This window comes from Weissella oryzae SG25 (genome assembly GCF_000691805.2).
Lineage (GTDB): Bacteria > Bacillota > Bacilli > Lactobacillales > Lactobacillaceae > Weissella > Weissella oryzae.
Genome location: NZ_DF820488.1, coordinates 54,897 through 73,554, shown reverse-complemented (window position 1 = coordinate 73,554; position 18,658 = coordinate 54,897). Strand labels below are relative to the sequence as shown.

Below are 18,658 nucleotides of genomic sequence, written 5' to 3'. Positions count from 1 at the left end.
AAACTTATTATAATGAAAAAGCTCCGGAACAGTATACATACGTTTCACGGAGTTTTAAAAATTATTATTAATGTTGTATTACTTTATCTGACGCCAATTAGTAATGTGATTTTGCCAAATGTAATCAAAATTACTAGCAATATCTAATGCGGTTTTTGGTTTATGTCCTGTTAGGAATTCTATGTCATTTGATTCAACATTAAATAGGCCATCACCAACAGCTTGATCATTGTCTACGACATCATTTGCACTAAATGGGGCTGGAGACTTCGAGAAATCACCGCTCATATCATGCGGGATATTTAATTTTTCTAAGTAAGCATAATATTCTTCTTGCGTAGCTGGAATGTACTCAAGATTAATACCAGAGCGTTTAGAAATTATTTCACTAATCTCACGTACCGAAATAGCTTGAGATCCCACAATGTTAAATACCTTTCGGTCACCACCCTTGCCTAATAGTGCAGCAGCGGCGGCGGCAGCGCAATCATCTTTATGAACTAAAGTTGCTTTGCCTTCGCCAGCTGTAGTAACCCACTTACCATCTGACATAAATGCAAGCATTGCTCGCATGGTCATAAAGGTTTCAAGATATAGGTTATTGCGAAGCGCTGCATATTTGATGCCTGTTGATTCCAAATATTTTTCGGTAGCAGTATGATCAGGAGTCACAAATACATGCTCATATGCAGGATCTGTCGCTCCAATGAATGAGGTATATGTGATATGCTGGACACCATTTTCAATTGCCGCGTCAATGGCGTTTTTATGTTGCTCTACACGTTTTCCAACATCAAGGCCAGAAATCAAAAACAATCTGTCACCACCCTCAAAAGCCTTTACAAGTGATTCTTTATTATTGTAATCAGCTTCAACAATTCGAACACCTTCGTTTTCCCAACGCTTACGCTTATCTATTGGTAGACGATCAATTTTATAACAAGTAAATGTAAGCTCATTACCAGGCACATTTTCTAACATAAGCTCAGCAACTCGACTTGATAGCTTGCCATCAACACCTGTAACAATATAACGCATATGGAACACCTCTTTAATTTTATATTTACAAATTAAGGTTATCACAATGCAATCATGTTAAAACATCATAAAAAGTTATAGCTGATTACTAAAAAGAATAAGGAGAAAAAGAATGAATTTTATCCAAATAAATGTCTTTTTAAATGTCTCAGAAACATTGAACTTATCTAAAACAGCAAAAAATCTGCATATGACGCAACCTGCAGTCACAAAAAATATCCAGCAACTTGAATCAGAATTGGCTATAAAATTGTTTAATAGGGGGAAAAAGGGAGTTAGTCTTACGAATGAAGGGCTGTATTTTTATCAACATATGAGTGATATTATGTCAAATATTGAGCAATTGATAGTACAGATTAAAAGTCATAATTTTTTGTCTTCAATTAGGTTGGGTTATACTAATACACCTTTCGAAGAACTTTTCTTACCCAAAATTCTCGAACAAGTGTCCACGAGAGAGCCCAATTTGAAAATTGTTCTTAAAAATTTTAATTTAAACGCTGGTATCGATGACATAATTAGTCATCGATTTGATCTTATATTAACAACATCGGGGAACGTTGCCGGTAATCCAGCAATTACATTTGACTCATTATTTGACTCGAAATTTGTAGCCTTAGTTACAAAATCAAGTGCATTAGCGAATCGGTCCCATCTAGATATTAATGATTTAAGTGATACTGACATTATATTATTTAATCCAAGGCAATCTCCACCAGCTATTGATAGATTACAAAGAGAATTAAGTATTCATATTAAAAAGGGACGAGAAACTACAGCTGACACAGTTGCAATTTTAATTACTCTAATAAAGGGCAAGCAGGGGGTCGGTATTTTACCGAGTTTTGTTGTCGATAGAACTGATTCTGAAATTATAGCAATTCCTTTGGATTATAGTGCGAAAATTACATATGGAATTGCATATTTGACTGATAATGATCACGAAGAGTTACATGGTTTGTTAGATATAATTAAAGAGATTGTCAATAGTGGAGCAGTTTTAATTTAGGTAGTAAAGATTGGATGGAGCAGTGAAAATTAGTAGAAATTGGTGGATAGCTATTGTGGTTATCCTAGTATTGGTTGTAGGATTTGGGGTTAAAAAACACATGGATAATGAAACAATTAAACACAATGTAATCGTAAATGAACAAAAGATTGCTAAAAAATTAATATCTGAATATGACGGGATTAAAAAAATTGAATTTACTCGTGTAAGTAGTGATGAAGCAATGGGTCAGTATGAACTACGTGTGAACGATGATAAAGTAAGCCTTGGCTATAATAACTATGGTCAAGGTGTAGACAAGGGTAGGTTTGCCGATGGTGACGATGTTATTGAGGAAACGTCACTATCTAATGCTATGAAACGTGATAAGCGTATTCCAGTTAAAGATATTAATTTAGATAAATATAATGTTATTTATTATACAACTGTAGATTAGGTGGAAAAATGTTTACAGAAGAATCGATGAATGAAATTTCAAGAGATGTATATACTTATGATGAAGAGCTACATTGGATCTATATTAATTTAGTGGACAATTTTTTGTTTCATTTTTATTATTTATGTAGGCACAAAAACGGAGGCTTTTTATGGGAACTTGTAATCGGTGTGACGAATGAATTTAAATAAAATTTAGTTAACTTGGACAATTCTGGTAGAACTCAAGCTGAAATTACTAAAGAGTATGGCGTTTCATCTGTGGCATTGTCCAAATGGATTCGTCAATTCTCTGAGGTGAAACTAGATGATAATCAAGTTCTCACTGCACAGCAGGTTTAAAAACTTCAGAAGCGAATGCCATGTTGGAGGAAGAAAATTTAATATTTAAAAAAGCCATTGCCATATTCACGCCCCACGAATAGAACGTTTGAATGCCATTCGATCTTTACGCTTTGAACATTCAATCACTAAACTATGTCATGTTTTAAATATTAATCGAAGCAGCTATTATAAGTGTTTTGATGGTAAGGTTGCTCCTAAAGTTCTTGAGAATCAGAAAATAAGAAAAATTATTTTTGATATTTATTATCAAGTAGATTTTCGTATTGGCTCCACTAAAATGACTCATATCTTAAACAGTGAATATGGCTATGCCATTTCTCCAGGTTGCGTCTATAGGCTCATGAAATCTATGAACCTTCCTCAAATGATTACTCTAAAACCCAAATTTAGATACCGTAAAAATTTTGAGAATCAACAACTACCAAATATCCTAGCTCAACAGTTTTTTACTGAACAACCCAATCACAAGTGGACTAGTGATATGACATTCATAAAACCCTATTAACATTAACAATGTAAACGTTTTAATAATTGGTATATGGAGGTATATATGAGTAAAGAAAATTTAGTGAACCCTAAAGATATGTTCTATTCAGAAAAATTTCCAAAACAAGACCAAGATACACCAGCTTTACAGCGTAATATGGAGCCAAAGCCTGATTGTGGTGAAGATTCTTACACTGGTCATGATGAATTATTGGGTCGTAAAGTTCTAATTACTGGCGGTGACTCTGGTATTGGTCGTGCGGTCGCAATTGCCTTCGCCCGAGAAGGAGCCGACGTTGCTATTCAGTTTCTACCAGGTGAGGAAGCCGATGCGATAGAAGTAAAAGAATACATTGAAGAGACTGGCAGGGAGGCTCTCTTACTTCCATTTGATTTGCGGGATGAAACTGCTCCTAAAAAAATAATTGACCAAGTTATCACTCAATTTGGCGGTGTAGATGGTTTAGTTCTGAACGCTGCACAACAAATTTCTGTTGATAATTTACAAGAGTTAACGCTGGAACAAATTCGGGATACGTTTGCGGTCAACATATTTTCTATGATGGAGCTGGTCAAAGCGGCCAATCCATATTTTGAACCAGGGGCAACAATTATAAATACTACTTCCGTCCAGGCCTATAACCCTAGTCCTCATTTATTGGACTATGCGGCAACCAAAGCTGCAATTTCTAACTATACAATTAATCTTTCACAGATTATGGCTAAAAAGGGTGTTCGTGTGAATGGAGTCGCTCCAGGTCCAATTTGGACTCCGCTGCAGTTAGATCACGGGCAACCAAACGATGCGATTACAGATTTTGGACAAGATTCTTTGATTGGTAGAGCTGGACAACCAGCTGAATTAGCTCATATTTATGTATTCTTGACATCAAATAAAGCTAGCTATGTAACGGGGCAAATCTATGGCGTGACGGGTGGTCAAGCAATTAATTAAAAGAGGTTCTAAATATATGAGGAAATATCTGGTTAATTATACAGACTATTTTAATAAAGATCTGGTCAAAGTAAAACAATTTGAGTCGAAATTTGATGCCTTGTTGTATATCAAAAAACTTAATGTCAAGTCAGTGGCTCTTCACTTCTTGTCTGAGAATGAGGATAGAATCATAGGCGCATGGTCTAATGGGCATAATCGCAAATCTGTGGATAAATTAGACAATGAAATAGTTATTTAATACCTAATTAAAAGTGCTCCTATACTAAAATTAACAAAGACGAACAAAATCGGTCGTATTTGTGGGTAAAAAGATAGCAACTTCTTTTGAAACTACAGGCTTAGCTACTACAGCCATAGGTAATTTATTTAGCATAAATATACTATTAGTTATAATAATAATTATGCTTATTGTTATAATTACTTTTCTTAAAAAAGCAGATAAGTAAAATTACTATGTTCAGTACAAAAAGCAACTAATTAGGTGGTGAAACTTAATTAGTTGCTTTTTTTGTTTGGTAACTTTAGCTGTACTCTTAACATGATTGTTATTGTAAACGGCTGAATTTTAATATTAAAAATGCTAAGAAATTAATGAGCTATCATATTGTTTCACAAATTAAAGTATGTTAAGATTATCACAATTTTTAAAAATATGTTCGTGCTTACGTGTTACAAAACTACGCAGTTATTTAGAATGGCAAAATTGGGAACTGAAGGGGAGTACCCACTTAACAAAAGAGAGGAAAATTGGTTATGGGTTTAAGGTACCTTAGTTCGGATTCAGCAGGTATGAAGAACAACTTGAAAAGAAGCTTGCAGCAAGGGCGTGAGGTTATTCAAGAATTAAAAAATGGTAGTAATCGGCTAGTCAATGCAGTTGATGGTCATACATTGTCGGGCGCAGCCTATACAGCTGGTCAAGGGTTATTTAGGGATTTGATAATTCCAACCATTACTAGGGTTTCAAATGCACTTGATAATGTTGAAAGCGATCTACAACAATATGAATCACAGGAACATATTGTTAGTGGTGAGGCTTTATTAGATGAAGATATTTTGATGCAAGAACGGCAAATTAAACGTTCATTAGCTGACTCAGCTCACTCAATGTCTAATATGTATGCTGATTTTGCTAAATCAATTGAGCATCTACCTGTTTTGGATATGGGGGCTGGTATGTTTAAGAGCCAGGCTAAGCAGATGCAAAATGTAGCGGAAAGCTACCAGGACGAGGTTAAGAAGATTGAGAAAAAGATTAAAAAGTTACGTCAATTTTCAGAAGCAACTAGTAAATTATTTGATCATAATCTCAAAGAATTAGCATCAGCTATGCGTGCTGTAACAACTTTGAATAGTGTAGTTGTAAATAGTGGGACAGGAACGTACAGTATTCCAAAAAAGAGGGAAAGTTATTCCTTTGATTTTAAAAATGGCGCATTAGATGCTAACAATGGCAGTTCTGAATTTTTACATGGAGCTGCAAAAGTTGCTGTTGGTTCAATAACTAATAAAGTTGGTTGGGGAAAAGATTTTGTAGGCATTAAGTCAGAAAATAGTACAACTGAAATTGGATTAGATGCGATTATCGGTAAAAGTTTTTATGTTGCATTTTCAGGTGAGGCTGGCAAAGTTATCGTAGATTTGGATGCCTTTAAAACAAGAAAAGAATTTAAATTTGGTTTAAAGGCAAAAGCAATTGGTTACGCTGGGAAATTTACCGTTGGTGGAAATATAAATAAGTATTGGGGTGCAACTGTAGAGGCGGGTTATGGTCCGCAAGCGTCTATTGGTGATGTATACGACTTCAAAAAGGCAGATAAAATTAATGCTAATTTTAGTTGGTATACAGGTGAACAAACATTTAATATAGCTTGGCTTGTTGGCTTTAAAAGCACAGTAAGATATCCAGTGATTGTGTGGAATTCCTGATGAAAAAAATAATTAGTTTAATGATAACAGGGTACTTAATTCAAGAAATAGCTATGGTTATTGTTTCATTGCAATTAGTGGAAAATGAGAGCCTAAATGTGGAGTTATTTTTGATTCCATTATTTTTATTAGTTGCTCAATCCGTACTTTACGCAATTTTTTTGCAGTTTTCAAAATATGACTTTGATTTAACAATATTAGCCAAACTTAGTAAGTCAGCTTTGTCTGCTCCAAGTTGGACTAAAAATGAAGAAGCCAATAAAATAACTACAGCATTCTATAAGATAGGTTATTATATTACATTAATTTTTGGTTCTGTGGTGTTTATTATTGTATTAGCAGGTGCTTATTATGATGCAAGATTACTACCAAATAGCATACTGATCAGTACCATTATTTGGATGGGCTTGATTTTAACTGGTATTTGTATAATATTCGCGAGTTATTTAGTATCTATATGCGCAAAAAAATTTAGTGTCCAGGCACATAAGATTATGAAGGAGAAAGGCTACGAATAACTTATTAAAGGGCCTGATTGCTAAACGTAAAAGAACTATTCTAATAGCTAAATACAATAGTGCTTTCTAGTACCCTAAATGAGGGTATCCCGTAATAGTTTGGAAATAACAATGAAAAAAATAAGTATATTAGTTTTTTTAGCAATATTAGCTCAATCAGTGACAATAATCATTTCAGGAATTTTAAATAAGCTCTCTTCTAGCGGAATAATCGATTTATTAATGTATCCAGGATTCCTATTAATTAGTTTTATTATGATGTATTTTTTATATCTAAGAGGTGCAAAGTATGGATTTGATTTGGGAAAAATTGCTAAGTATAAAAAATCAGGAATCGCTGCACCAGAATTTTTGAAAAGTGACGATGCTAATAATTTAGTGACTGCTTTTTTCAAGATTGGTTATAATGGTGGACTTTTGGCGATTAATTTTCTTCCTATTGGCATGTTCTCAGATATTAAAGAGAGTATAAGCAACTTTGTAATTATTATTGCCATGGGCTATATTTTATCGCTAGCTCTACTTCTTTGGGCGTCATATTTAGTATATTTATATGGTAAAAAATTAGAATTAAACACTATAAAAAAGGCAGATAAGAAAAATGAATAATTTACCAAATGGAGCAATAGTAAAATTAAAAGGAGTTGAAAATAATTTTTTAATTATCGCTAGACTACCTTTAGTTGAGCAAAATGGTGAAACTGTATACTTCGATTACCAAGCAGCAGTGTTACCGCAAGGTATATCAACAGAAAAAGGTATTTTTTTCAACAGTGACGATATTAATTATGTTATTTTTCATGGTTTAGCTGGTAATGATACAGTGGAATATAATCAAGGTGTACAAGACTGGTTGAAAAATAACACTGAGTTCAAGAGAGGGATTATTGATGAGGATACGAATTCTGATGATCTAGACGATAATAAGGCAGAAACTAATAACGAAGTTGAAACGGGACCATTTGGTTTTTAATAAATTTTGTTTTTAATAAATTTTGAAAATTAATAAGTAAAAAATTGTTGATTAATTATTTAATATTGTGATAGTAACGCTAACAAATTTGTTAGTGTTTTTTTATTCGTTCAGTATCTCTCAAATGCAAAGGCTTTATTCTAGAACACAATATGTTTAACATAATTTTTCCAAAATGTAACCCTTGAATTAGCGTTTTAATTTGATTTATACTTGTTTTATTAATTTAAAACTAATTAAGGCGGTAGCATTATGGATTTTTTGAACGTAGTACAAAATGAAAAAAGACGTAAAATAATGCTAATTGATTCAAAAAGTTTTTACGCTAGTGTTGAAAGTGTGTCACTAGGCCTTAATCCACTAAAATCATTCTTAGTTGTTATGAGTCGGCAAGAAAATACAAATGGTGGCCTTGTCTTAGCAGCTTCTCCTAGAGCCAAAAAAGAGTTAGGCGTTAAGAACGTAATGCGGCAACGTGACGTACCAAAAGACCCACGTCTAATTATTGTAAATCCGCGTATGAATTTATATATTGCAATGAATAAGAAAGTTAATGATATTTTTCGGCAGTATGTAGCTGAAGACGATCTACAGTTATACTCCATTGATGAATCAATATTGGACTTAACCCCTAGTTGGACTTACTTAAAATCTAAATTTGGTAATGATTTAACCATGCACAAGTTAGCCCGCATTATTCAGCTTCATGTGAAGAGAGAACTTGGGTTATACCTTACGGTCGGGATTGGTGATAGCGTTGCGATGGCTAAGATGGCGTTGGATATTGAATCTAAACACAATCATTCTTTAATCGGTGAATGGGCGTTTGAAGACCTACCAACAAAACTCTGGCCAATAAATGAGATAGACGAGGTTTGGAGTATTGGTAGACGTACTGCTAAAACCCTTAACAAACTAGGAGTCTTCAGTATGAGAGATTTAGCCCAAATGAATCCATACTACTTAAAGAAAGAATTAGGTATTCGAGGTGAAGAATTATTTGCACTCGCCTGGGGTGTTGATCGGAGTGTCGTAGCTAAAAAATACCATGTTAAAGATGGTAATATTTCTAATAGTCAGGTCCTACCACGGGATTATGCTAAACGTGCAGAAATTGAAAATGTTATTCGTGAGATTGGAGAACAAGTAGCATCAAGATTGAGAGCCAAGCATAAGAATACTAGTGTTGTGTCGCTTTATGTTGGTTTTTCTTATGCAGCTAGTGAGGATAGTAATCGTTCAGGCTTCAGTGCACAAATGAAGATAGAAAGCACCAATAGGTCGCAACCAATTGTGCAAGCACTATGGCAAATATTTGATGCACATTATGATAATGAAGTAGTCAGAAACCTTGGAGTATCAGCTGGAAAGTTATCGCCTGACGGCCATGAACAAATGGATTTATTTGTGGCACCTAAAAAGCAAGTTGAAGCTAGTTTATTAGAGAAGACTATTGATGAAATTAGAGCTAAGTATGGTGTTACCTCATTGGTAAAATTATCTTCTTTGGGCCGGGGTGGTACGATGATTAATCGTGCTGGACTTGTTGGTGGACACAATGACGGTAACGCTTATGGATAATGACGAGGAACAGTTTACTTTCGAGCGAGCTAAATATTACTTTGAGCACGATTATCATGATCGTGGCATGGTGAAATGGCAAGGTTATTATTTATCTGACCACACTGAAGACGTTAGTAAATATTCAGCTAAGCGGGCTGCTCAGATGCAACAGAAAGCTATGCCTGAAATGACTTTAGAAGAAGTTAGTAAAATCTTGTTTGAAGCATATGCAAAACATACCCAGGTGCAGGTCCAAGACAATTACTGGAATGAATCTACCAATTATAGAAGGATTAGTACTTGGCTTTGACGAAGAAAACGTGTATGTTGGAGATAGTTCAGTTAACTTTGAAAGGTTAATGTGGGCTAGTTTAAAATAATGGTATAGATTGTGAAATTGATTAGATTTTCAATGGTCTATATGACGTGTACCCTAAAAGTTGTAGTGATTTTAGTTTAACAAATAATTGGTATATATTAACGAAAAAAGAGCAATTTACTTGCTCTTTTTTTGTATTCTGAAGGTTTATTCAAGACACTTAAAAAAATTTGTCCAAAAAAGTGCTTGCCTTGGAGTCCACACCAAAGAATATACTAAGTTCATAAATTAAATAAGGGGTTAAAAAATGAAGCCATTAACAATATTTTTTTCGATGAGCGGCACAACTAAGAAAGCTGCTGAAAGCATACAAAAGCAAGTAGGCGGCGACCTAGTCGAAATTGTTCCTTTAAATCCATATCCTGCTGATTATGAATCTTACGTAGCAGTTGCTAAAAGTGAATTTGATCATCAGATAATTGCGAAGATTGAAAACAACATCTCCAGCTTAGAGGATTACGATACGATCTTTATAGGGTTTCCAACTTGGTATCAGCAACCACCAATGATTATTCATCGTTTATTACAAATGAATCTTTCGAATAAGAAAATCATTCCGTTTACTACTAGTATGAGTACGGATATTAACAGTTCAACTGCAATGATTAGAAAGTTACTGTTAGATTCAACAGTTATTGTGGAAGATGGATTTAGGTACACACCACAAGATTTAAAGAGACAATTACAAAAATATATTTAACTCTTTGCCACAATATAAAGAGTTTCATCTCGAAAGCGGAGTAAACAAAATGACTAACAAGAAAAAGTTCGGCGTAACTTTATTCATTATTTTATTTTCATATTTCTTGATTTTAATGGATAACTCAATTATTTTCACAAGTACTGTCAAGATTGCAAATGATCTTGACATGAATCAAGCAACGCTAGCGTGGGTTTCAAACGCTTATACAATCACCTTTGGTGGCTTTCTACTATTAGCAGGACGCTTGGGAGATTTAATCGGAAGGAAGAAGATTTTTATCACTGGATTACTGATTTTTGGAATATCTAGTTTGTTTGTAGGTCTATCTAATTCTGCGCCGATGATAATTATTGCACGTGCAATTCAGGGAATCGGATCCGCAATTATTGCGCCAACATCTCTAGCATTATTGATGGATAACTACGCTGGAGAAATGCGTAGTAAGGCTATTGCTTATTATGGCGCTACTGCTGGTATTGGTTCTAGTTTTGGTTTGCTATTAGGTGGCTGGTTAACAAGTGCTATCTCTTGGAGAGCTGGTTTCTTAATTAATGTACCTTTCGCACTATTTCTGCTTGTACTGTCGTTGTTCAGCATTAAAGTTACATCAGTTACCAAGCAACGCGTTGATTATCTAGGTGCTGTGTTATCCGTTGTTATGTCAATTATCTTTGTATATGGAATTACAATTAGTAATTTAGTGCTAATTCTCTTATCAATCCTTATTGGTGCGGGGTTTGTATATTACGAGCGCAAGATTGATTTCCCACTAATTCCAATGAGCCTGTTTAGGAACAGGATTCGCTCTAGCTCATACATTGTTCGCTTCATTTTTATGATGGCAATGTTAACTTATTGGTTCATTTTGCCACAGATTATGCAACACATGTACCACTTTACACCTTTACAATCAGGTATGGGCTTCATACCATTGACTATTGTTAACTTTGCAGCAGCACTTTATTTGCCTAAGTTAACGGTTAAGTATGGCAATGGTAAAGTTATGATCTTAGGACAAAGTATTCTATTACTAGGTGTAGTTATATCAACTTTAGTTAATCCACATTCAGGCTATCTATTCACTATGGGATTACCAATGATCTTGATTGGCGCCGGACAAGGTTGGCTTCTGGCACCTCTAACAGCTGCCGGAATCACAGGCGTAGCACCGGAAGAAGCTGGAGCTGCTTCTGGAATGACAAATGTTATGCATCAGTTGGGCGGACCGGTAGGTTTATCAATTGTCGTATTATTTACTTCAAACATTGTTGATTTATCAAATTATTACCAATCAGTGATGAGTTTTATTAGTAGTTTCTTGTTTGTAGGCTTAATTATCCTACTAATTAACAACCGTAAAAATTAATTCAAACAAAGTAGTTGACTTGGAGTTCAGACCAAGGTCTAGAATAAAAGTATATTAAATATTGGAGGAAAGATTTATGAATACCACACTATTAAACAATAACAATGTAATGCCTATGTTAGGATTTGGTGTATTTCAAGTAACTGATCAAAATGAAGCTAAACAAGCCGTAATTGATGCAATTGAACAAGGTTATCGCTTGATTGATACCGCTGCTAGTTATGGTAACGAACGTGCTGTTGGTGAAGCACTTCAAGAAGTAAATGTCCCACGAGAAGAATTGTTTATCACAACGAAGTTGTGGGTTGAAGATACTGGTTACGAAGCAACGAAGCAAGCAATCAAAGACTCTCTTGAACGTTTGCAACTTGATTATCTCGACTTGTATTTGATTCACCAACCTTACGGGGATATTTTTGGATCATGGCGTGCAATGAATGAAGCAAAAGATGCCGGCATGATTAAGTCAATTGGTGTTTCAAATTTCTCGATTGCTCAGCTAACAAACCTAGCAGAATTTACTGGAATCAAACCAGAGATCAACCAAATCGAAGTTAATCCTTTTAATCAAAACACTGAGGCAGTAGAATATTTTCAAGAATATGGCGTAAAAGTTGAAGCTTGGGCTCCTTTCGCAGAAGGAAAGAATGGATTGTTTACAAACCCTACGCTCAAAGCGATTGCTGAAAAACATGATAAGTCAATTGCTCAAGTAGTTCTTCATTGGTTAGTACAACGCAATATTGTTGTTGTGGCAAAATCTACAAAGATTGAACGCATGTTACAAAATCTTGATGTGCTTGATTTTGAACTCACCAAAGAAGAAATGGAAGAAATTAAGTCACTAGACACCAATACAAGCCAATTTTTCTCACACGAAGATCCAGAGATGATCAAATGGATGGCACACCGTCACGTTGAAAAGTAGCAGGTTAGGAATATGAATGTTAAAGAAGCGAGCGTGTTAACCGGCGTATCGACAGATACAATTCGATACTATGAAAAAGAAGGATTGATTCCATTAATCGAGCGAAATGATTCTGGTAATCGAGAAATTGACGAGAAAATTATCCGTAGAATTACATTTGCTAAACAAATGCGTGCGGCTGGAATATCGGTAAAATCATTAAAGGAATATATTGATTTAGTTGATGATGCCGATGATAACTCAGAAAGACAAAAAAGTATTTTACGTGATCAAATTGCAGATATGGAAGAACGACGTGATGATATTCAGTTTGCAATCAACCATTTAAATTACAAACTAGAACATTATGATGATCATATGCGGCAAACTGAAGATGAATTACACGAATTGGAACAGAAGCCACAGAAATAATTATTAGAAGTTAGGATGGGATCCTCAAAAATGACAAAAAATGTTTTAATTATGGCAGCTAACGGTCAAATATCACAATTAATCGTGAATCAAATTTTAAATGAAAGCAAGTTTAAGGATGTTCATCTAACATTATTCTTACGGCAAAAAAATCAATTATCGAATCTTGCGAATAATTCACGGGTGACTTTAATAGAGGGAAGTTTAGATAACATTAAGGACGTAAATGACGCTGTACTCAATCAAGATCTTGTATTTGTTGGCGTTGTCGATCACACAAATGATAATCATCAAACAACTAACGTTGTTAATGCAATGAAAAGAGCTGGTGTAAACCGTCTAGTTTATACTAATGTGTTAGGCATTTATAATGAGGTTCCTGGAGAATTTGGTACATGGAATAAGGAGATGATTGGTAGCGGACTACCATCTGCCTTGAAATCAGACCAAATCATGGAACACTCTGAGCTGGATTACACAACATTACGGCTTCCATGGTTGAATGATCGTGATGAGATCAAGTACGAAATTACACACAAAGATGAAAAGTATCTTGGAGTGTCAGGATCTCGTAAAAGTATCGCGGATGTTGTACTTCGAATTATCGAAGATAACACCTTCTTAAATAACGATAGTGTTGGTATTGCCGATTCAAATACTGAGGGGGAAAACCGACCAGTATATTAATTACCTAGTAAATAAGAGTAGAGATATTAATGTGTCTCTGCTCTTTTATAGTCTATTGGAGAAAAGCCATTCAATCTTACTTGTACTCGATCATTATTATAGTAATCAATCCAGTTCCTTATGTCTTCTATTAATTCCTGAGAACTTGGGTACTTTTTCAAATCATTAATTTCTACCTTTAGCTTGTTAAAAAAGCTCTCAATACAGGCGTTATCTAAACATCTTACTTTATGAGACATACTAGGGATTAGTTTGTTTTTTCTTAAAAATTGTCGCCAAGATTTATGCCGATACTGCCAGCCACGATCAGTATGCAATGTAGTTCTGTAAGGCATAGTGGGCATTTTATTTACTAACTTTTTTAGAGGAGATAAAGCAAATGAAAGATTAGGCCCTTTAGCAGTAATTTCGTAAGCCAATATTTCGTTGTTATAAAGGTCCATAATTGGTTCTAAATAAACCTTTTCGTTTGAACGAGGCACTTTAAATTCAGTAATATCTGAAACTAATTTTTGCCATGGTCTGTCAGTTGAGAAACGTCTATTGATTCGGTTCCTATTTGTTTGGCCAGCTGGTCCTTTAAACGAACTATACTTTCTTTTGTTTTTAGAATAGCCTTGACCTTTTATATTAAGGTCGTGCATAATTTTTTGCACTTTTTTATGATTCACTTTTAGATTAAATTGGTTTCGTAGTATTAAATAAACTCTCCTTACACCTAAATGAATATCCCGTCCACATATTGTTTTGATCAGTTCTTTCAACTGATTATTTGGGTCAGTACTTTTAAATTTTCTCTTCCAATAAAAGTATGTTTGAGTGCTTATAGGCAAGGTGTCTAATAAATCTTTCAATTTAAATTGAGCCTCGAGTTGGTAAACAATTTTTGCCATCTGTTTATTGCTTAGTTCATCGAGGCGAGTAATTTTAAAGCTTCGTTTTGAATTTTTAAACGTGTATTTTCCACTTTTAATTTAGTTACTTCGTTACTTTGAAAAACTTGTTTGTTAGATTTCATAATTTCCTTCTTAATACCTATTTGTTTTCTCATCAATCCATCAGTACCGTCTTTATGGTATTTAGCTTTCCACTTAGAAACTGTTCCAAAACCAGTATATCCAAAATATTCTGCAATTTTTTCTGATGATGCATCATTTTCAATTGCCCATTCTGTAATTTTCAACCGTAGACTGGGCGTAATCTTTGGAGGACAAATCAACCCGATGTCACCGTGACCTTTATATACAGCCACATATAATTTTATTAATTCAGTACTTATGTGATGTTTTTTTGATAAACTTGTAAGAGTGCTATGGTGCTCTAAATATTCATGAACGACATCTTTTTTTTCTTGTCCTGAATGTTTTGTCATAGTAAATACTCCAATGTTTGTAGAATTTACTACAACTTTTGGGGTACACGTCAGCATCAGAAGACTTTGTGAACTTGGATGAATTCACAAACATTAGTATATAGGCAGGTGTTTGTAACAATCATTATGTTAGCTCAATTTGGTATGCAAGACATTTAAATGATTTTAATCATAGATAGAGAATTAAATTAAGATATTTTCACATTTGTATGTAGTTTTAACATGATATAATTTACTTAAGTTAAACGTGGAATAAGACATCTTTATCATGGGGAGATAGATAATGAGAGTTAATTATGGGAAATACCTAATTCTAGCAAGTTTAGTATTTGGAGTAACTGGGGGAGCTAATCTTTTTGTGACATCAGAAGTTGCAGATGCCACAATTATAAAAAATTTGAATAGTCATTCGAGAATAGTGACTATTAATGGTAACGATTTTAGCAGATTTTTTACGGCTAACCACAATGCTACAATTTCCGGTAATATGGTCACATTAACAAACGATTCTGTGGGTCAAATTGGGAATACTTTGTTAAATACTAAAATTGACATGTCACAATCCTTTACCCTAAATGGAAAAATAAATTTGGGCAATAAAGGTGGAGGTTATGGGGGTGGAGACGGTATTGGTTTTGTTTTCCAACCTGGTGATACCAATGTTATTGGCCTCGGCGGAAATTCTATGGGAATAGGTGGTGTTAAAGGAGCTTTTGGCTTTAAATTAGATACATATTATAATAGTGATTCAGACAAATATTATTCTCCAGATCCGACACAATTTTCGGATTTTAGTGCTTTTGGTGCTTTTGTTGATGGAACAAGTGGAGTGGCTAAGACACTTTCAGATGGTGCTCAAAAGATTGATTCACCAAACAATAACCAATTTAAAAACATTACAGTTTCTTATGATGGGGATACAAAAGTAATGACTATAAATTATGATGGGAAAGTTTGGAGTCGAAGTGTAGCTCAATATATAGATGGAAATACATCTATGTCGTTTGGACTAGCATCTTCCACAGGGTTATTTCATAATTTACAACAATTTCAATTGACTGATTTTTCTTATACTGTAGCTCAAGGTTCAGTTATTACTCACTATATTGATACTTTAGGTAATAACATAGCTGAGGATACAATTCAAAGTGGCGATTTACAGTCAAAGTGGACAACGACACCAAAACAAATACCAGGTTTTACTTTAAAAAAGGTTGAGGGTAATACAAGTGGTCAGTATACTGCAAATGATCAAAATGTAACTTATATATATAGTAAAAATCAAAGTAACATTAACATAAATTATATTGATGACAGTACTAATAAAATACTATTAACTGACAATATTGGTGGTAATATCGGTGATAAAAGTTCATACAAAACAGCCGATAAAATAAAGAAATATTTAGATAAGGGTTATGCCTTAGTATCAGACAGTGTGCCAAGTGAGAATTTAATATTTACATCTGCAAATCAAAATTTTGACGTCCACTTGAAGCATAAAACAACCATTGTGAACCCAAGTAAACCAGGTAAACCAGGTAAACCTATTAATCCTACTGATGTATCTGGACCTAAATGGGGAATTGAAACGAGTAAAGCTGCATTAACAAAGAATATTACAGAAACAATTCATTACATTTATGAGAATGGTAAGCAAGCTTTTCATGATGTATTTGATGAAATTACTTTCGAACACGAATTTGTGATAGATAATGTTACAGGTCAAAAGATTAGTGATCATGGTTGGAAATCAAATATAAACTATTTTTCAAAAAAGGTTTCACCAGTTATTGCAGGTTATACACCTAGCAAAAGTGTAGTAGGTAGAGTTGATAATATTACTGAAAATAGTGACAGTGTTTATGAAAAGATTGTATATTCAAAAAACATCATTGGACCTATAACTCCTAACAAACCAATCTTGCCTGAATCAAATACAACAAGCTTTGCTAACCCTAACAATTCGTCTTTAGAAAAGTTAACCACTGGGACAGACAAAGAAAAATCTTTACCAAAAACTGATTCAAAATTAACAAGTAGTTTATCTATTTTAGGTGTTTTGATGGTAGGATATGCTTTATTTGTTGGTATATATTCAAAATTTAAGAAGAATTAAAATAATTGTTGCTCATATGATTAAATAGTTTCTACTGACTATCCATAATATTGGATAGTTTTTTTGATATATAGAATTAATTTTTTAAACTTATTTTGGTCTATTTAAAATATAGGTGTTTGATGATAAATATTTCCTGCAAAAATGAATTCAGATGTGAAGTGATGTTGATTGACTTAAAAACTTACTATCATAGTTATGATAGTATCTCACATGGCTTAATCCTGAGTTAATTTCTAAATGATGGACTTTGCCAAGAGCTAAGTGCGAGCTTGAAATTAGCAATGTAATTTATTAGGTAAATCAACATCTATCTTATAATAGGCCTTATATAAATTAGCTTTTTGAGTAGTTTAAATTTATCTAATTTTGTTAGCATTTGAGCAGATTATGGCTTATATGCTATTATGATTTTAAGGTTCCAACTAGGAGGTGGTTACATGGGAATCAAAAAGGAAACTAACCGCCGTAATATGCTTTCATTTGATGAGCGCTTAGTTATTGAGAAATTGTGGAATACACAGTTAAAGTCAGTTAATTTTATTGCTCGGTATCTTAATCGACCGAGGGTTCAAGTTGACCAAGAACTAAAACGTGGCAATATGTTGTATTTTAAAAATGTGACAGATAAGACCTTAAGGTCTTTAAAATCGCATACGAGGGTTAAATATTCAGCTCGATACGCACAGCAGTTTATAGATAGTAATAAAATTGTACATGAGGAACGTCATAAGCTAACACCAGCCATTAGAGAGTTAATAGAACATAATTTAAGCAAAGGCTTATCACCGGAACGCATTAAAAAGCTCTATCCTGATAAAGTGCCAATTAGTTCGGTCACAATTCGAAATTACATTAAACAAGGGTTAATTCAAAATACTTCAAATAAAAAGCTAGATACATATAAAAATGGTGCCCTAGAGGCTAAAATACGAAACACAGGAGTTTCACTAGCAGAGTATAGTAAGTATTGGGCTGTAAGTATATATGCTGATAAAGCAGTGTATAACAGAACAGCCACTATGATTTTTGTTGAGTGTCAGACATATTACACTGTTTTGGTGAGGATTGAGGATAAGACTTTAAGTGATTACTTACTAGGATTGAGGACATTTTTATTTAACTTTCGGTTTCAAGCTGTAGGTTTATTCGTTATTGATTTTCAAGAATATACAGCTGATTTAAGAGAGCAAAACCTAAAAATTAATGTTCATTCACTTAACTTAGCTCATGATTTAAACTTAAATGAGCGCTTCAATTTTATAAATAGCTTTCTACCTGACACTGATGATGTCATTAATCTTCGTCAAGAACATTTAGACCATATTTCTAAAATTATTAATCAACATTCTATTCATGGTTATGTACCTGATGATGAAACTACAGAATTGTCAGTACTCGAACTATTTAATAAAACGATGAATTTGAGGAGTTAAATA

The 18,658-nt window shown here is 33.9% G+C and carries 21 protein-coding genes; 18 read left to right on the top strand and 3 right to left on the bottom strand.

Translation table 11 applies throughout. From position 1 onward, the window contains the following. Positions 1 to 78: 78 nt before the first annotated feature. Positions 79 to 1,038, bottom strand: a complete 960-nt coding sequence (locus tag TT13_RS04450; RefSeq protein ID WP_027698881.1) for an NmrA family NAD(P)-binding protein — start codon at positions 1,036 to 1,038, stop codon at positions 79 to 81. A gap of 112 nt (positions 1,039 to 1,150) precedes the next feature. Here TT13_RS04450 and TT13_RS04445 point away from each other — a divergent pair, with 112 nt between their 5' ends. The 16 genes from TT13_RS04445 (at position 1,151) to TT13_RS04365 (ending at position 13,728) form a co-directional block, all read left to right on the top strand. Continuing rightward, positions 1,151 to 2,047 (top strand): LysR family transcriptional regulator, encoded by an 897-nt coding sequence (locus tag TT13_RS04445; protein WP_027698880.1) that lies wholly within the window; start codon positions 1,151 to 1,153, stop codon positions 2,045 to 2,047. A 55-nt stretch (positions 2,048 to 2,102) separates the two neighbouring features. After that, entirely contained in the window at positions 2,103 to 2,483 is a 381-nt protein-coding gene (locus TT13_RS04440) for a hypothetical protein (RefSeq protein WP_145912342.1), read from the top strand. Positions 2,484 to 2,491: 8 nt separating this feature from the next. Next, positions 2,492 to 2,674, top strand: coding sequence for a hypothetical protein (locus TT13_RS04435; protein ID WP_027698878.1), 183 nt, complete (start codon positions 2,492 to 2,494; stop codon positions 2,672 to 2,674). Positions 2,675 to 2,912: 238 nt separating this feature from the next. Continuing rightward, positions 2,913 to 3,332 carry an IS3 family transposase gene (locus tag TT13_RS11725; protein ID WP_052348538.1) on the top strand — a complete coding sequence of 140 codons (420 nt, stop codon included), beginning with the start codon at positions 2,913 to 2,915 and terminating at the stop codon, positions 3,330 to 3,332. Positions 3,333 to 3,377: 45 nt separating this feature from the next. Further along, positions 3,378 to 4,268 (top strand): SDR family oxidoreductase, encoded by an 891-nt coding sequence (locus TT13_RS04425; RefSeq protein ID WP_027698877.1) that lies wholly within the window; start codon positions 3,378 to 3,380, stop codon positions 4,266 to 4,268. 756 nt (positions 4,269 to 5,024) lie between these two features. Next, a complete protein-coding gene (locus TT13_RS04415) occupies positions 5,025 to 6,200 on the top strand; it encodes a T7SS effector LXG polymorphic toxin (RefSeq protein WP_027698875.1) in 1,176 nt (391 codons plus the stop codon). After that, complete coding sequence (locus TT13_RS04410) at positions 6,200 to 6,718, top strand: hypothetical protein (RefSeq protein WP_027698874.1); 519 nt, start codon at positions 6,200 to 6,202, stop codon at positions 6,716 to 6,718. The genes TT13_RS04415 and TT13_RS04410 overlap by 1 nt, the downstream gene beginning before the upstream one ends. A 111-nt stretch (positions 6,719 to 6,829) precedes the next feature. Then, positions 6,830 to 7,327 carry a hypothetical protein gene (locus TT13_RS04405; protein ID WP_027698873.1) on the top strand — a complete coding sequence of 166 codons (498 nt, stop codon included), beginning with the start codon at positions 6,830 to 6,832 and terminating at the stop codon, positions 7,325 to 7,327. After that, positions 7,320 to 7,691, top strand: a complete 372-nt coding sequence (locus TT13_RS04400) for a DUF4176 domain-containing protein (RefSeq protein WP_052348537.1) — start codon at positions 7,320 to 7,322, stop codon at positions 7,689 to 7,691. Before TT13_RS04405 ends, TT13_RS04400 begins: the two co-directional genes overlap by 8 nt. Before the next feature lie 252 nt (positions 7,692 to 7,943). Next, positions 7,944 to 9,272, top strand: coding sequence for a Y-family DNA polymerase (locus TT13_RS04395; protein ID WP_027698872.1), 1,329 nt, complete (start codon positions 7,944 to 7,946; stop codon positions 9,270 to 9,272). Continuing rightward, entirely contained in the window at positions 9,265 to 9,564 is a 300-nt protein-coding gene (locus TT13_RS04390; RefSeq protein WP_190279620.1) for a hypothetical protein, read from the top strand. Before TT13_RS04395 ends, TT13_RS04390 begins: the two co-directional genes overlap by 8 nt. A gap of 316 nt (positions 9,565 to 9,880) precedes the next feature. Further along, positions 9,881 to 10,333: a flavodoxin gene (locus TT13_RS04385; RefSeq protein WP_045476621.1), complete on the top strand. Its 453-nt coding sequence runs from the start codon at positions 9,881 to 9,883 to the stop codon at positions 10,331 to 10,333. Between the two features lie 49 nt (positions 10,334 to 10,382). Continuing rightward, entirely contained in the window at positions 10,383 to 11,702 is a 1,320-nt protein-coding gene (locus TT13_RS04380; RefSeq protein ID WP_027698871.1) for an MFS transporter, read from the top strand. Between the two features lie 76 nt (positions 11,703 to 11,778). Further along, positions 11,779 to 12,630 (top strand): aldo/keto reductase, encoded by an 852-nt coding sequence (locus TT13_RS04375; RefSeq protein WP_027698870.1) that lies wholly within the window; start codon positions 11,779 to 11,781, stop codon positions 12,628 to 12,630. A gap of 12 nt (positions 12,631 to 12,642) precedes the next feature. Further along, positions 12,643 to 13,041, top strand: coding sequence for a MerR family transcriptional regulator (locus tag TT13_RS04370; protein WP_027698869.1), 399 nt, complete (start codon positions 12,643 to 12,645; stop codon positions 13,039 to 13,041). A gap of 30 nt (positions 13,042 to 13,071) precedes the next feature. Beyond that, complete coding sequence (locus tag TT13_RS04365) at positions 13,072 to 13,728, top strand: NAD(P)H-binding protein (protein WP_027698868.1); 657 nt, start codon at positions 13,072 to 13,074, stop codon at positions 13,726 to 13,728. 26 nt (positions 13,729 to 13,754) lie between these two features. Here the strand turns inward: TT13_RS04365 and TT13_RS04360 are convergent, their stop codons facing one another. Beyond that, a complete protein-coding gene (locus TT13_RS04360; RefSeq protein ID WP_145912341.1) occupies positions 13,755 to 14,621 on the bottom strand; it encodes an IS3 family transposase in 867 nt (288 codons plus the stop codon). 11 nt (positions 14,622 to 14,632) lie between these two features. Beyond that, positions 14,633 to 15,100 (bottom strand): helix-turn-helix domain-containing protein, encoded by a 468-nt coding sequence (locus TT13_RS04355; RefSeq protein WP_027698866.1) that lies wholly within the window; start codon positions 15,098 to 15,100, stop codon positions 14,633 to 14,635. A gap of 283 nt (positions 15,101 to 15,383) precedes the next feature. Here TT13_RS04355 and TT13_RS04350 point away from each other — a divergent pair, with 283 nt between their 5' ends. Both TT13_RS04350 and TT13_RS04345 read left to right on the top strand, forming a co-directional pair. Continuing rightward, a complete protein-coding gene (locus TT13_RS04350) occupies positions 15,384 to 17,219 on the top strand; it encodes a lectin-like domain-containing protein (RefSeq protein WP_052348535.1) in 1,836 nt (611 codons plus the stop codon). Between the two features lie 440 nt (positions 17,220 to 17,659). Further along, positions 17,660 to 18,655 (top strand): helix-turn-helix domain-containing protein, encoded by a 996-nt coding sequence (locus TT13_RS04345; RefSeq protein ID WP_027698865.1) that lies wholly within the window; start codon positions 17,660 to 17,662, stop codon positions 18,653 to 18,655. Positions 18,656 to 18,658 lie beyond the last annotated feature (3 nt).

Excerpts from the sequence above, each read along its gene's own strand:
- TT13_RS04390 (WP_190279620.1), top strand. The coding sequence starts at position 9,265 with ATGGATAATGACGAGGAACAGTTTACTTTCGAGCGAGCTAAATATTAC.
- TT13_RS04450 (WP_027698881.1), bottom strand. The coding sequence starts at position 1,038 with ATGCGTTATATTGTTACAGGTGTTGATGGCAAGCTATCAAGTCGAGTT.
- TT13_RS04350 (WP_052348535.1), top strand. The coding sequence starts at position 15,384 with ATGAGAGTTAATTATGGGAAATACCTAATTCTAGCAAGTTTAGTATTT.
- TT13_RS04415 (WP_027698875.1), top strand. The coding sequence starts at position 5,025 with ATGGGTTTAAGGTACCTTAGTTCGGATTCAGCAGGTATGAAGAACAAC.
- TT13_RS04410 (WP_027698874.1), top strand. The coding sequence starts at position 6,200 with ATGAAAAAAATAATTAGTTTAATGATAACAGGGTACTTAATTCAAGAA.
- TT13_RS04425 (WP_027698877.1), top strand. The coding sequence starts at position 3,378 with ATGAGTAAAGAAAATTTAGTGAACCCTAAAGATATGTTCTATTCAGAA.
- TT13_RS04380 (WP_027698871.1), top strand. The coding sequence starts at position 10,383 with ATGACTAACAAGAAAAAGTTCGGCGTAACTTTATTCATTATTTTATTT.
- TT13_RS04405 (WP_027698873.1), top strand. The coding sequence starts at position 6,830 with ATGAAAAAAATAAGTATATTAGTTTTTTTAGCAATATTAGCTCAATCA.
- TT13_RS04365 (WP_027698868.1), top strand. The coding sequence starts at position 13,072 with ATGACAAAAAATGTTTTAATTATGGCAGCTAACGGTCAAATATCACAA.
- TT13_RS04360 (WP_145912341.1), bottom strand. The coding sequence starts at position 14,621 with ATGGCAAAAATTGTTTACCAACTCGAGGCTCAATTTAAATTGAAAGAT.
- TT13_RS04435 (WP_027698878.1), top strand. The coding sequence starts at position 2,492 with ATGTTTACAGAAGAATCGATGAATGAAATTTCAAGAGATGTATATACT.
- TT13_RS04375 (WP_027698870.1), top strand. The coding sequence starts at position 11,779 with ATGAATACCACACTATTAAACAATAACAATGTAATGCCTATGTTAGGA.
- TT13_RS04345 (WP_027698865.1), top strand. The coding sequence starts at position 17,660 with ATGGGAATCAAAAAGGAAACTAACCGCCGTAATATGCTTTCATTTGAT.
- TT13_RS04370 (WP_027698869.1), top strand. The coding sequence starts at position 12,643 with ATGAATGTTAAAGAAGCGAGCGTGTTAACCGGCGTATCGACAGATACA.
- TT13_RS04355 (WP_027698866.1), bottom strand. The coding sequence starts at position 15,100 with ATGACAAAACATTCAGGACAAGAAAAAAAAGATGTCGTTCATGAATAT.
- TT13_RS04400 (WP_052348537.1), top strand. The coding sequence starts at position 7,320 with ATGAATAATTTACCAAATGGAGCAATAGTAAAATTAAAAGGAGTTGAA.
- TT13_RS04385 (WP_045476621.1), top strand. The coding sequence starts at position 9,881 with ATGAAGCCATTAACAATATTTTTTTCGATGAGCGGCACAACTAAGAAA.
- TT13_RS04395 (WP_027698872.1), top strand. The coding sequence starts at position 7,944 with ATGGATTTTTTGAACGTAGTACAAAATGAAAAAAGACGTAAAATAATG.
- TT13_RS04445 (WP_027698880.1), top strand. The coding sequence starts at position 1,151 with ATGAATTTTATCCAAATAAATGTCTTTTTAAATGTCTCAGAAACATTG.